This is a genomic window from Acinetobacter sp. C13 (genome assembly GCF_016809775.1).
GTDB lineage: Bacteria > Pseudomonadota > Gammaproteobacteria > Pseudomonadales > Moraxellaceae > Acinetobacter > Acinetobacter pittii.
The window spans coordinates 717,355-731,123 of the sequence record NZ_JAFBJL010000001.1 but is presented as its reverse complement, the minus strand read 5'-3'; the positions used below and the strand labels follow the sequence as shown (position 1 = coordinate 731,123).

General features: G+C 41.0%; 14 protein-coding genes. 4 read left to right on the top strand and 10 right to left on the bottom strand.

The genetic code is table 11. The features are described from left to right. Positions 1-75: 75 nt before the first annotated feature. Genes JGE69_RS03565 through JGE69_RS03550 form a run of 4 tightly spaced genes read right to left on the bottom strand, consistent with a single transcriptional unit; the run spans position 76 to position 3,015 of the window. Positions 76-936 (bottom strand): transporter substrate-binding domain-containing protein, encoded by an 861-nt coding sequence (locus JGE69_RS03565; protein ID WP_199112323.1) that lies wholly within the window; start codon positions 934-936, stop codon positions 76-78. Between the two features lie 30 nt (positions 937-966). Next, the gene (locus JGE69_RS03560) at positions 967-1,698 is read right to left on the bottom strand and encodes an amino acid ABC transporter ATP-binding protein (RefSeq protein WP_199112322.1); all 732 of its coding nucleotides are present in this window, start codon (positions 1,696-1,698) and stop codon (positions 967-969) included. A 2-nt stretch (positions 1,699-1,700) separates the two neighbouring features. Then, positions 1,701-2,366 carry an amino acid ABC transporter permease gene (locus JGE69_RS03555; protein ID WP_000418072.1) on the bottom strand — a complete coding sequence of 222 codons (666 nt, stop codon included), beginning with the start codon at positions 2,364-2,366 and terminating at the stop codon, positions 1,701-1,703. Then, positions 2,356-3,015, bottom strand: a complete 660-nt coding sequence (locus JGE69_RS03550) for an amino acid ABC transporter permease (protein ID WP_199112320.1) — start codon at positions 3,013-3,015, stop codon at positions 2,356-2,358. Before JGE69_RS03550 ends, JGE69_RS03555 begins: the two co-directional genes overlap by 11 nt. A gap of 64 nt (positions 3,016-3,079) precedes the next feature. Here JGE69_RS03550 and JGE69_RS03545 point away from each other — a divergent pair, with 64 nt between their 5' ends. After that, positions 3,080-3,193: a hypothetical protein gene (locus JGE69_RS03545; RefSeq protein WP_081313449.1), complete on the top strand. Its 114-nt coding sequence runs from the start codon at positions 3,080-3,082 to the stop codon at positions 3,191-3,193. A 94-nt stretch (positions 3,194-3,287) separates the two neighbouring features. On the opposite strand, the gene JGE69_RS03540 is transcribed toward JGE69_RS03545, so the two are convergent. The 3 genes from JGE69_RS03540 to JGE69_RS03530 all read right to left on the bottom strand — a co-directional run bounded on the left by JGE69_RS03540 (position 3,288) and on the right by JGE69_RS03530 (position 8,135). Continuing rightward, entirely contained in the window at positions 3,288-3,572 is a 285-nt protein-coding gene (locus JGE69_RS03540) for a GNAT family N-acetyltransferase (protein WP_005069864.1), read from the bottom strand. A 142-nt stretch (positions 3,573-3,714) separates the two neighbouring features. Beyond that, positions 3,715-4,674 (bottom strand): response regulator transcription factor, encoded by a 960-nt coding sequence (locus JGE69_RS03535; protein WP_068929598.1) that lies wholly within the window; start codon positions 4,672-4,674, stop codon positions 3,715-3,717. Next, on the bottom strand, positions 4,671-8,135 hold the full coding sequence (locus JGE69_RS03530; protein WP_199113219.1) for an ATP-binding protein: 3,465 nt from the start codon (positions 8,133-8,135) through the stop codon (positions 4,671-4,673). Before JGE69_RS03530 ends, JGE69_RS03535 begins: the two co-directional genes overlap by 4 nt. Positions 8,136-8,330: 195 nt before the next feature. Here JGE69_RS03530 and JGE69_RS03525 point away from each other — a divergent pair, with 195 nt between their 5' ends. Beyond that, positions 8,331-9,947: a purine-cytosine permease family protein gene (locus JGE69_RS03525; RefSeq protein WP_002114289.1), complete on the top strand. Its 1,617-nt coding sequence runs from the start codon at positions 8,331-8,333 to the stop codon at positions 9,945-9,947. Between the two features lie 57 nt (positions 9,948-10,004). Here JGE69_RS03525 and JGE69_RS03520 read toward each other — a convergent pair whose 3' ends face one another. After that, complete coding sequence (locus tag JGE69_RS03520) at positions 10,005-10,460, bottom strand: Lrp/AsnC family transcriptional regulator (protein ID WP_000376211.1); 456 nt, start codon at positions 10,458-10,460, stop codon at positions 10,005-10,007. 157 nt (positions 10,461-10,617) lie between these two features. On the opposite strand from JGE69_RS03520, the gene JGE69_RS03515 reads away from it, so the two are divergent. Then, positions 10,618-11,229: a LysE family translocator gene (locus tag JGE69_RS03515; protein ID WP_199112318.1), complete on the top strand. Its 612-nt coding sequence runs from the start codon at positions 10,618-10,620 to the stop codon at positions 11,227-11,229. A gap of 70 nt (positions 11,230-11,299) precedes the next feature. On the opposite strand, the gene JGE69_RS03510 is transcribed toward JGE69_RS03515, so the two are convergent. Then, positions 11,300-11,911, bottom strand: a complete 612-nt coding sequence (locus JGE69_RS03510; RefSeq protein ID WP_005069871.1) for a LexA family protein — start codon at positions 11,909-11,911, stop codon at positions 11,300-11,302. 287 nt (positions 11,912-12,198) lie between these two features. Here JGE69_RS03510 and JGE69_RS03505 point away from each other — a divergent pair, with 287 nt between their 5' ends. Beyond that, complete coding sequence (locus tag JGE69_RS03505; protein WP_002114518.1) at positions 12,199-12,432, top strand: hypothetical protein; 234 nt, start codon at positions 12,199-12,201, stop codon at positions 12,430-12,432. Between the two features lie 62 nt (positions 12,433-12,494). On the opposite strand, the gene JGE69_RS18120 is transcribed toward JGE69_RS03505, so the two are convergent. After that, complete coding sequence (locus JGE69_RS18120; RefSeq protein WP_199112316.1) at positions 12,495-13,691, bottom strand: KGG domain-containing protein; 1,197 nt, start codon at positions 13,689-13,691, stop codon at positions 12,495-12,497. Positions 13,692-13,769 lie beyond the last annotated feature (78 nt).

The window sequence follows — 13,769 nt, the reverse complement described above, 5'->3', positions numbered from 1 at the left end:
CCCTATCGTTCTTGTAAAAGTCTTATTTAAAATAGCAGTGCCTATTTCTAAACACTGCCTCAGCGATATCGAAAATTATTGGCCTACATCTAAGAACACATTCGGATTGACCGAGTCACCGTAAATTGGTTTCAAGGTTTCATCATAAATTTTATTAATTTCACCACTTGTTCTGAGCTGCTTAATTTCAGTATTGAGCCAATTCAATAATTGGGTATTACCCTTTTTAACTGCTGGTGCAATAAACTCTTGATCACCAATAGACTGAATACCTGCCACATAACTTGGGTTCTTCGCGGCCCATGCCAAAGCATAGGTACTATCTTGTGAAATCGCGTCACCACGACCGTCGGTTAAGGCTTTAAAAGCATCCGAATTTCTTTCGAACTTGAGTAAATTCACTTTTGGATAATGCTTGGTAAAGTACGTATCTGAACTTGTGCCTTTGTTTACAATTAAGGTTTTACCTTCTAATTGGGCAATGTCAGTAATCGGCTTGGCTTTAGGCGAGACTATACCAAAAGCACCTTTTAAATAAGGCTCGGCAAAATCGACAACTTCCTTACGTTCTGGCGTTACCGTAAATGTCGCGAACACTACATCGGCACGGTTTGATTTTAAAAACTCCACCCGATTTGAGGCTTCAGTCACAATAAACTCAACTTTCTTTTCATCACCGAGCAAGTCTTTAGTCACCCGTTTTGCTAAAGCCACATCAAAGCCCTGATTATTACCCGCACTATCTACAAAACCAAATGGCGGATCATCAGCAAAAACGGCAACTCGTAGAACCCCATTTTTTTTGACTTGCTCTAAAGAATGGTCTTCTTGAGTATTGCTTGCCTGTTCAGTTGATGGCGTTTTACTACATGCAGTTAACAACACCCCAGCAACGGCAATACTGCTTAATATTTTTATTGAATTATGTTTAAACATTTACTTCCTCATGATTCAAATAATAAAAATTTAGTACGACAAAATATTTAAGAAAGCTTTCGCTCGTTCTGTTTTCGGCTGTTCAAAAAATTCTTCTGGTGAAGCCTGTTCAATAATCTTGCCCTTATCCATAAAAATAATGCGGTCAGCAACCTTGCGCGCAAAGGACATCTCATGTGTCACAATCAGCATAGTCATTCCTTCATTCGCCAATTTAAGGACTACATCAAGCACTTCTCTGACCATTTCCGGATCAAGCGCAGCGGTAATTTCATCAAGCAAAATGACTTTAGGTTGCATGACCAGTGAACGAACAATGGCAATACGCTGTTTTTGTCCGCCAGAAAGTTGGCGTGGATAATCGAGTTTTCGCTCAAACAATCCCACTCGCTTTAGCAATTCATCTGCTACTTGTTCTGCTTCATCACGGTGGCGTTTTTGTACTTTAAGTGGCCCAAGCAAAATGTTGTCAATGACATTCATATGCCCAAATAACTCATAGTTCTGAAAAACCATGCCAATTTTTTGACGAGCGTTAGTCCAGTCCACATCTTTACCGAGTACACCTGAGCCAGTTAAACGAATTTCACCACCCTGAATCGGTTCTAAGCCGTTAATACAGCGCAATAAGGTACTTTTCCCACAGCCCGATGGACCTAAAATAACAACCACTTCTCCTTGTTCTACATCCAGATCAATGCCTTGTAAAATATGACTTTGTGCAAATGATTTCTGTAAATGTTGTATCGATAACAAAGGCATAATTACTCCCAAACCTTTTCTAAATGTGCCGCCAAACGAGATAAGGGATAGCAAATCAGAAAATACAAAATAAAAATAAAGCCATAAATCCAAAGAGAAGCGCTCGGCACGGTCAACAGCGAGTTTTCAATAATTTGCTGGCCAACTTTAATGACCTCAACCACACCAATAAGCACTGCCAAAGAGCTGGTTTTCACCATTCGGGTAAATAAATTAATCGCGCCTGGTGTTACTCGTTTTAGACTTTGCGGAAAAATGACGTAGATCAAAGCTTGAACGTGGGTAAGTCCGAGCGCATAGGCCGAATCGCGTTGATGCTGGTCAATTGAAGTAATGGCAGCACGAACCAAATCGCCCATTTCTGCCGTACCCCATAAAACAAACACAACAACACACACCCACATTGCTGAAAACTGCCAGTTAAACCATGTCGCAAAGCCGAAATAAAACACGAACAGCAAAACTAAAATTGGAATGATTCGAATGGCTTCTAGATACAGGCGGCACAGCGATTTAACGACTATGTTTTTAGAAGTCATAATGACGCCGAAAACTGTGCCGAAAATTGCAGAGAAAAACACTGAAATAAATGCAATTTTTGCAGTTGCCCAAAGTCCCCACATTAAACGTTCGAGGTGACTCGCTTGAAATAGATAATCAAGTTCCATGGCTCACCTTCCGACTGCTGTGCTCCAGATAGCTGGTTAAAATAGACACGGGCAATAAAATAATCAGATAAGCCATGATGAGTAAGAACAAAGCTTCGGTGGTTTTATAGTCCATGCCAATTAAGTCTTTGGTGACAAAAAGCAGCTCAACGACAGCAATCGCACTGACCACAGAACTTTCTTTAATTAGAAATAGGCAATTTGCCCCTATTGCCGGAATTGAAATAGCCAGTGCTTGAGGAAAAATGACATATCTAAAAATTTGAATCGGTTGTAGACCAATACTTTTTGCTGAGTCAATCTGCCCTTTAGCAACAGACTGCAAACCTGCTCGGAAAGCTTCAGCCATATAGCTTCCGCCTAAAAAGGTCAATCCGATCACACCACAAGCGAAACCATCGATTTTTATACCGAGTTTTGGCAAACCGTAATACAAAAAGAACAGTTGAATTAATAAAGGGGTATTTCGAGATAACTCAATATAGAACTGGGCAATTCTATTTAGCACCCGCACGCGATATGTGATTAAAATGCTGCAAATCAGCCCTACAATAATTGCCAAAATAATGCTGATAATTGAAATTTTCAGCGTGGTCAAAGTTGCAGAGAAAAATTGCGGCAACACACTATGGATATACTGCCAGTTCAAGGAAAATTCCAAAAAATAATATTAAAACGTTATAAATATTTAGCTTTCGTCAGCCATTAAATATTTGTGTAAGAAGTTTATTTTTTTCCCAATTGGTCTAAAACTATTTTTATTAGATAAGCTTTTCTATAAGTTTGATAAATTCGATTTAGCAATCGAAAACCTTCAAATCAGTTGAATACAACTGCTCAAAACATATTCACTAAAACAAAGATGAATAAAAAATCGGACACCAAGGCCCGATTTTTCTTAAATGGTTTTCAATTAATTTTTTACTTTCTAAGTACATCACCAATGCTTGGGTCTTTATCAAAAACCGATTTAGCATATGGGCAAAGCGGAATTACTTTTACGTCTTTTTCACGAACAAAAGCTACCAAAGCATCAAGTAATTGGCGACCTACGCCTTGTCCCCGATAATTTTCATTTACATCTGTAGCGTCAATAATCAGCATGCCTTCGCCTGCCCATGTATAAGTCATTTCACCCGCAACGGTTTCACCATCAAGTAAGCTAAAGCTGCCGTGTTTTGCATCATCTTTTTGTTGAATATTCACAATGAATTCCTCATATTACAAATCGTATTTATTTAAAAATGACTTTATATATCTTTATCTATAAGAACAAATTTAAGTGTAAAAAAATAGACTATTTTTAGCAGTGAGTCTGTATGCTTTTTAAATACAATCGTCAATTAAATTAGTGAAACTCTTGCACCAAGCTATTAATATGCGCCACCGCAGCGGTTCGATTTTCAACGCAAAGTTTTTCAAAAATATGCTCTAAATGCTTGTTCACTGTCCGTGGGCTAAGCTCCAAAATTTCTGCAATATCTTTATTGGTTTTTCCTAGCAATAACCAGTGCATGACTTCTGCCTCACGTTGAGTCAACTGCGGGCAATATTTTAAAATATCAGCCATTTCCAAAGCTGGCGTAGAAGTCTTAATCTGTATCAGATAATTTTTTGCCACACTTGGTTCAGTTTGCCACGGCGTAAGCAATAAAAGCTGTAATTGCTGAGATAGTGTCGAATAAGAACAGCTGGTTAATTTTTTGGGGTCTTTTTCATGCTCTAAGTCTGAAAACCAAGCTTTTAAGCCTGCTTCAAAGCCCTCTAATTCAGGTAAATATTGATTCAGTAAATCACTGGCTTTTTGGGTTTTCCAAACAATTTTACCTTGAACATCTAGCGCAAGAATGGCTGTTTCCGTCGCATCAATCACTTGTTTTTGTTGCTGCAATAGTTTGGCATGTGCCAAATGTGTTCTTACCCTTGCTAGTACTTCTTCAATATTCAAAGGCTTGGTTACATAGTCCACCCCACCGACCTGAAAACCTCGCACTATATGCTCTGTTTCCGACAAGCCTGTCATAAAAATGACGGGAATAAACTGTGTAATTGGACTCGCTTTAAGTTGTATACAACTTTCAAAACCATCCATATGTGGCATATTGCCATCAAGCAAAATCATATCTGGTAAGCATCGGTGTGCTATTTCAATGGCACTTAACCCATCGGTTGTGACAAGCACGCGATAACCTGCCTGATCTAGACTTTCATGTAGCAAGCCTAAATTTTCTGGCACATCATCCACAATCAGAATAACAGCTTGCTCATTTGGTGAAGCTTGCTGAAAAGAAACATGTTGCGTACTCATTGCTTATCCTGAATTAATCGTTGGGCGTGTTTTAAATCAAACTTTTGAATAGCCTGTTCAAGCTGTTCCCATAACTCGTTATGCTCCGGAAAATTTTGACGACATTGCGTTAAAGTCTGTTGAATTCCACGAATGTAGCCCTGTCCAATTAAATCATTTAATTGCTGCAAGCTTTGCTGTAAATCAAGCAGATCATTATTTTCTGGTTGTTGAATTGGTGTATGAACAGCAGCTTGCTCTTGCTTATATGTACTTAGATCGAGTGTTTGAACTTCATTATTTTCAAGGAGTGTCTCTGATTTGGAATCAATCCACACCAAGCCTAACTTGTCTCCAATTTTACTCAGCAACAAATTGAGGTCGATTGGTTTTAACATAAAGTCTTCACTTAAGACCGCATCTTGTGGATTGACTTCACGCTCACCTGCATTGGCCGAAATAATTAAGATCGGCACATTGGTAATATTATTCTGCCGCAATAATCGTGCTGTTTCCCACCCGCCCATCAAAGGCATATTTAAATCCATCAAAATCAGGTTCGGCTGAAAAATAGGTACTCGTCTTAAACAGTCAATGCCCGACTCGGCTTCTTCAATCATAAATCCCAAAGGCTTGAGAAAATTAGCAACTAAGCCTCGATCCACCGCTTCATTATCGACAACCAAAATTCGTTTTCGTTCGCCTTGATAGCCCGTAATCTGGTTAGAGTAAATATTAGAAATTGGATGAACCACTTCTTTTGAAGGTAAGTAAAACTTAATCTTAAATTGTGAACCCTGATTGAGCTGACTAGTCACAGATAGTTGGCCGCCGAGTAAATCGACCAACAATTTTACAATGGGTAATCCGAGTCCTGTTCCGGTAAATCCGCCTTGCACTACATTGCTACCCCGTTCAAACGGATTAAAGATTCGCTCTAAATCTGCCTCGGCAATACCACAGCCCGTATCTCTAATTTCAAAATAAGCCGTTTGAAAACGGTACTCAACTTTTAAAGTAATTGTGCCGCTCATTGTAAACTTTAAAGCATTGCCCAGCAAATTGATCAGCACTTGCTCTAAGCGTTTTTTGTCGGTACGAACATAGTGCGGTAGGTTTTCTCCAATTTCATAAACAAACTGTAAATTCTTCTGTTCAAACTGTGGCTGAAACATTTGAATAATTTGTTCAATAAAATTTGGGAAATGAACGTCCACTACATTTAAAGAAATCTTGCCTGTTTCAATTCGCGCTAAATCTAGTAAACCATCAATCAGTGAAGTTAAATGCTGCCCACTACGGCTAATCACGCCGAGCGCCATTTTGCCTTGTTCTGAGAGCTGCTCTTGTTTTTGAAGCAATTGGCTATAGCCCAAAATACTATTTAGGGGTGTTCTTAATTCGTGGCTAATACCAATGACATAACGGCTTTTTGCATCATTTGCCCGTTCTGCTGAAATTCTGGCGTCTTGTAAGTCTTTTGAAGTGACTTCATGGGCAGCAATTTCATCAATCAATAATGCTGTTTGCTGGTGTGTTTCGATTTCAGCATTACGACGGCTTTCATCGTTTAATACGAGCCACCAAGCAGCAACACTCATCAATAGAAATAAAATGGTATAAATTTTGACAAACAGCGTAAATAGCTGAGGAACGGCTGCCGCATTAATGGTTTCTAAATAGGTTTTTTCTTGGATATAAACCAGACTTAAACTCACTGCCAGAACAATCGACAGCCCTAAAGTCAGTAATAAATATAAACTGACTCGACTATTTAAACGGCTCGCCCAGCGTTCTGGTAAATAGTGCCAGATGGCTTTTTTGAGCTGTACTGACCAACGTGCATCGGGTTTACATAAATCGTGACAGCGTGCTTCAAGTGAACAGCATAGAGAGCAAATCATACCGTTATAGGCTGGGCAACCCGCCATATCGGCAAGTTCATAGTCCCGTTCACACACGACACAGTTAGCAACCGAAGTCGCCTGAATTTTTTCAGGTTGGCGTGCAATGTAATATTTGCCTTTAGTTAGGTAAGCAATGATAGGAACGCATAAAACCGCACTCCCCAAAGCAATAAAACTCGCCAAACCTTTCGCCATGAGTCCGAAAAAGCCCAAGTAACTCAGCATCGATAACACTGAAGCGATGAGTAAAGCACCCACACCTACGGGGTTAATGTCATATAAATAAGCACGGCGAAATTCAATTCCCTTTGGGCTTAAACCTAAAGGTTTACAGATAATTAAATCGGCAACAACCGCGCCAATCCATGCCAAAGCGATATTGCTATATAGTCCCAAAATGCGTTCAACCGCATGGCTAATGCCCATTTCCATCAAAACAATAGCAATAAAAACGTTAAAAAGAAGCCAGACAATTCGTCCCGGATGGCTATGAGTTAAGCGCGCAAAAAAGTTGGACCATGCCAATGAGCCAGCGTAGGCATTGGTCATATTAATTTTAATTTGCGCCAAGCAAACCAGTGCTAGAGTCAATATTAAAGCAAGCTGAGGATTTGGAATAAACTGTTGATAGGCGACCCAATACAAATATGTCGGATTGTCTAGTTCAGAGACAGGAATAAACAGCTGAAAAGCCAACACCATCAGCAGCATGCCCATCAAAACTTTTAAAAATCCAAAAATAATCCAAGATGGACCACCTAAAAAAACGGCAAAACGCCATGCAGTTCTATTCTTCTCTTTTTGCGGTAAGAAACGTAAATAGTCGGCTTGCTCACCAATTTGGATCACAAATGAAAAAATAAGAGTGCACGCCGCACCAAAGTAATACAGATTAAAATCGGTCGAGTTTGAAACTGCCCCAACAAAATGCAGACTACTACTTAAAATTTGTGGTTGTTTCCAAAGTACAAAAAACCACGGTAATAACAGCAATAAGAGCCAGATTGGCTGAGTGACTGCCTGAACTTTGTTAATAAAACCAATGCCTTTGACCACTAAAGGCAAAATCACTAATGCCGAAATTAAGTAACCAATAACTTGCGGAATGCCTAAAGCCAGCTCAAGTGCCATCGCCATAATTGCAGCTTCAAACGCAAGCAAAATAAAGGTAAAGCTGGCATAAATTAGAGATGTAATGGTGGAGCCAATGTAGCCAAAACCTGCACCACGAGTAAGCAAATCGACGTCTACATTATATTTTGCAGCGTAGTAACTAATCGGCCAACTGGTCAAAAATATGATGGTACATACGACAATTGCTGCCCATACTGCATTGCTAAAACCATACTGCCAAAGCATGGTCGCCCCAATGGCTTCCATCGCCAAAAAGCTGACTGTCGAGATCGCGGTATTGGTAACGGTCCAAGGCGACCATTTTCGTACTGAGGTGGGTGCGTAGCGGAGCGCATAATCTTCGATACTTTCATCTGCCACCCAAATATTATATTCACGGCGTGTTTTAATCACACGTTGTGGCGCTTGTTGGGGGCGTGAAGAATCTGGCATAACACTCATGTTTGGCATGTGGCTGCATTAAACCCAGCAATCCTTATGCCAAAAGTCAATTATCATGGCGATTTTCTCGAATACGCACATATACGCAAAATAACGTATTTTCAATTTTTCCCAAAAATCACACACTCAAAACCATCAAAAAACAATGATCAATATTTGTGTTGATTGACCGAAAATGATTGGGAGATTGATGTTATGAGTGTATCTGAACATCCAAATCTGGACACTGTGCAAGGTACAGATTCACAAAAAGCAGTGAATGAAACCTTAGAAGATTATACTTTACGTTATGCTCCACACAGCTTTCGGCGCTGGAGTCCCAAAGTTGTCGCTATTACTGCACTTGGTGGTATTGCCTATCTTGCTGACTTTTCTATTGGCGCCAGTATTGGTATGTCTTACGGAACAACCAATGCTGTTTTCTCCATTTTATTTGCAGCGATTATTATCTTCTTAACCGGCATTCCTTTAGCCTACTACGCAGCGCGCTATAACATCGATCTTGACTTGATTACCCGCGGCGCAGGTTTTGGTTATATCGGCTCAGTCCTGACCAGTATCATTTTTGCCAGTTTCACGTTTATTTTCTTTGCCCTTGAAGGTTCAATCATGGCGCAAGGGTTATTGCTCGGTTTAGGCATTCCGCTTTGGGCAGGTTACCTCATCTCAACAGTTATGGTCATACCGCTGGTGATTTACGGTATGAAAGCCTTAAGTAAATTACAAGTCTGGACTACCCCGCTTTGGCTCGTTCTGATGATTGGTCCTGTGGCCTATCTGATTTATCAAGAACCTACCTTAGTCAGCCAGTTTGCAACTTTCACAGGTAACGAAGGTTTTGCAACTGTAGACATGGCTGCAATCATGTTAGGTGCTGGTATATGTTTATCGCTAATCATGCAAATCGGTGAGCAAATTGACTATCTACGCTTCATGCCTGCTAAAACAAAAGAAAATAGCAAAGCATGGTGGGCTGCGGTTATTTCAGCGGGTCCGGGTTGGGTAATTTTAGGGGCGATTAAACAAATTATTGGGGCATTTTTAGGTTTCTATTTACTTACTAAAATACCGGGCGTAAACAGCACTGAACCTGTTCAACAGTTTAATGCAGCGTTTCATGACATGCTTCCGGGCTGGGCAGCTTTAACACTTGCAGTGATTTTGGTAGTTATTTCTCAAATTAAAATTAATGTGACCAATGCTTACTCTGGTTCCCTTGCATGGACAAGTGCCTACACACGTATTAGCAAACATTATCCTGGTCGTATTGTCTTTGTGATGGTGAACTTGGCAATTGCGCTTGCTTTAATGGAAGGCAACATGTTCGCGGTACTGGGTAAAATCTTAGGGTTCTATTCAAACTTTGCGATTGCTTGGGTTGTGGTTGTTGCAACAGATATTTCAATTAATAAATATGTATTAAAACTTTCACCGAAAGAGCCAGAATACCGCCGTGACATGCTATACAACGTAAACCCTGTCGGCATGGTTGCGTTCCTTGTATCAGCAGGCTTATCAATTGCAGCATTCTTCGGATTACTGGGTAGCTTCTTGGCGCCTTACTCACCGCTTATCGCACTTGTACTTGCCTTTGTATTAACACCAATCATGGGCTTATTAACCAAAGGAAAATACTACATCAAGTCACACGATGACGGCATTAAAGAACCACGTTATGATGCTGAAGGTACTCCTGTAGCAACTGTTTATCACTGCCGCGTATGTGAGCAAGGTTATGAACGTCCAGATATTATGTTCTCTCACAAACATAACGGTACAATCTGTTCTTTGTGTAAAACACTCGATGCTTAAATATTCTTAAAACTAAAAAAGAAGCTTTAAAGCTTCTTTTTTTATATCTGATGATTCTTAGCCAATCGGAAATAAGCGTTCAGGCACTACATCTTTCATCACAATGGTTGAGATGAGTCGTTGCACACTTGGAATAGCAGATAATTTTTCATCGTACAAACGCTGAAAAGCGGGTAAATCTTTAGCCACCACATGTAGTAAATAATCTGGCTCACCAAACAAACGCTGTGCCTGAATAATTTGCGGGATGTCTATCACGGCATTTTCAAACTTCTCGACTGCCTGTTTATCGCCCTCTTTAAGCGTGATAAAAACAATCGCTGAAAATTCAAATCCCACTAAGTTTGGGTCGAGTTCTGCCCGATAACCTTTGATAGCTCCTGACTCTTCTAAAGCCTTCACTCGTCTATGACAAGGTGAAATGCTCAAACCGACTTTTTCTGCTAATTCAGTAATAGATAATCGGCCATTTAATTGCAATTCAGCAAGAATCTTTTTATCTGTGCGATCCATTTAGAAAAATTTACCCCAAATGAGTGTGATATGAGCAAATATTTAAAAGCACATTCTAAATACATGAGCATATTATTTTCAACAAGCTCGAATAAATAGGGATTTTTTTCTAAACCACGAGTGAAACCTTTGGAACATAGTTTGCCGAGATAAGCATATGGCTTTTAACATTTTTATTGCATTTTGGAGTGTCTCCATTCTTTTTATTATTACGCCAGGGGCAGACTGGGCCTATGCCATTTCGGCAGGAATTAAAGGTAAAGTCGTTGTACCCGCTGTTGCAGGTATGCTATTTGGGCACTTTATTACGATTTTATTAGTAGCGGCTGGTGTTGGCCTGCTTGTAGCAAATAATCCAACTGCACTCATGATCCTAACAATTGCAGGTTCTGCTTATTTGTTATGGATGGGAATAAACTTATTACTTACGCCTCCAACTCCGAACGAGTCTAGTTCTGAAAAAGCTCAGTCATGGTTGAGCTGGGCAACCAAAGGAGTTTACGTGAGTGGATTAAACCCGAAAGTTTTTTTGCTCTTTTTAGCACTGCTTCCTCAATTTATTGACACTACTGCTTCATGGTCAGTAACAACACAAATTCTTGCCTTCGGTGTTGTCCATATGATTAGCTGCGCGATAATTTACTTAATAGTGGGTTATGGTTCAGAGGCTATTTTGAAAACCAGACCACAAGCAGCACAATTAGTCGGCCGTTTTTCAGGTGGTTTGATGGTTGTTATCGCAACGTGCTTATTGATTGGGCAAATTTAAAAGTCATTCAGCAAAAAGTTACTGGCCTCGATTTCAGGTCAGTAACTTAAATAATAAATATAAGAAAAAATTATCTCATTCGTTTGAGGTTATAAGTCACGACTCCCCAAATAACCAGTTCTTGCCCCTCTTCAATATAAATATTCTGATAATCAGGATTTTCTGCTTTTAGCCAAACTTTAGGTGGATGAAATTGACTATCAATCATTAAGCGCTTCACAGTGAAATCATTATCGATGAGTGCAATCACAATATCACCCGATTTAGCGGGAATGCTACGGTCCACAATAAGCGGATCATTAATATCAATTCCAGCATCTAACATGGATAAAGAGTTGGCTTTGACAATAAACGTGGCATTTTCATTTCTAATTAAATATTCATTTAAATCGAGTGCTTGCTCAATATCATCTTGCGCAGGCGAAGGAAAACCTGCCGCAACACGTTCAGTTGCCAAAGGAATATGGTAAATTTTATCGTTATTCGGGTGGACCTGTTGGACATTAAGTTTTGAGTTAAAGTCGGTCAAGTTATTGGTTTTGACATTATTCAGTAACCAATTTTTGATAAAGTTAACTTGAGACTCAGGAACACGAATGACTTTGGTGGGTTCATTGAACTGTGCTTTACGTCCGGCATTTTCTCGTGCACCGCCATGCTCGAACTCTTTTTTCTTTGGCATATTGCCTCCATTCCACTGTTCAAATCCTACACAAACAATGTAACTTGAAAAAGTTACATTTTCAAGTTGACGAAATATTTTTTTTGCATAACAATAAATCTCATGATCAGATTTTAATCCATTTTGCTTTTAACAGGGATGTTTTAACCAAAATGGCAATTTGAAGAAAATCAAAACCTATTTCGAAATAGTCGTTATCGCTGACTGTTTTTTTGATTTTTATCAAATGAGATTCTGAACACTTAACATTCTGGTTAAATTCAGTTTTTGGTATGGAGACATGCGAAATGAAAAATCAACGTGATGCGGTTTTAGGTTATGCAAATGAGCAACATGCTTACTATATTCGCCTAATTGAAAATGATGCGGTTTTAGGTGAAAGCTACGGATTATTTTGTGAAAATCCAGATAGCGAAGCAGCCGAAAGTATTATGACGACACTTTTTTTGAAAAAATCTTTTTGGTTAAACGGTTCTGAATACCTTGATATTGTAAAAGGCCTACAACCTCTCCCTCAGTAAATACAGTAAGTAAGCTAAAAACAAAGGAGGCAAAAGCCTCCTTTGTTTTTAAAACATTCTGCTTAAGACGTAAAACGTCCGTAGGCATCACGTTTTTGATTACGAGAGTTTTGACCACGGCCATCATAATCATCATCGTCATCACGGCTGCGACCACGACCTCGTCCGCTTGAACGGCCTCCGCGATCATCATCGTCATCGTCATCACGGCTGCGACCTCGGCCTCGACCACCTGAGCGGCCACCGCGATCGTCATCATCATCATCATCATCACGGCTGCGACCTCGGCCTCGACCACCTGAGCGGCCACCGCGATCGTCATCATCATCGTCATCACGGCTGCGGCCACGGCCTCGTCCGCCTGAACGGCCTCCGCGATCGTCATCATCATCATCGTCATCACGGCTGCGGCCACGGCCTCGTCCGCCTGAACGGCCTCCGCGATCGTCATCATCATCGTCATCACGGCTGCGGCCACGACCTCGTCCACCTGAACGGCCGCGATCATCATCATCATCGTCATCACGGCCGCGGCCTCGACCACCTGAGCGACCACCGCGATCGTCATCATCATCGTCATCGCGACTGCGGCCACGACCTCGTCCACCTGAGCGGCCACGATCGTCATCATCGTCGTCATCACGGCTGCGACCTCGGCCTCGACCACCTGAACGGCCACCACGATCGTCATCATCATCGTCATCACGGCTGCGACCTCGGCCTCGACCACCTGAACGGCCTCCGCGATCGTCATCATCATCGTCATCGCGACTGCGACCTCGGCCTCGACCACCTGAGCGGCCTCCGCGATCGTCGTCATCATCATCGTCGTCATCACGGCTGCGGCCACGGCCTCGTCCGCTTGAACGGCCACCGCGATCATCGTCATCATCGTCGTCGTAACGGCTTCGGCCTCGGCCACCTGAGCGGCTACCGCGATCGTCATCATCGTCGTCATCATCGTCGTCATCATCACGACCGCGGCCACGACCATTACGGCCATCATTTTTATGGCTTAATGCACCCGCTTCACGCGCTTCTTCAGACGTAAATTCATGAGCGTTACCACTTGCATGGGCTGCTCGGCCAGCTTCACGAGCTTCTTCAGAGGTAAACTCATGTGCATTACCACTCGCGTGAGCAGCTCGCCCACCTTTGCTGGCTATTTCTCGTACTCTTTCAGGATCCATACTTGCAAATCCACGATTTGAAGTACCTGTTCTATTGTTATCATCATCTTCATATCTAGTATTAGCCATAGTTATATCTTCCTATATTTAATTATAGTCACTACCGCTTTTAGTTAACGGATTTAATAACAATAGAATATCTATAAT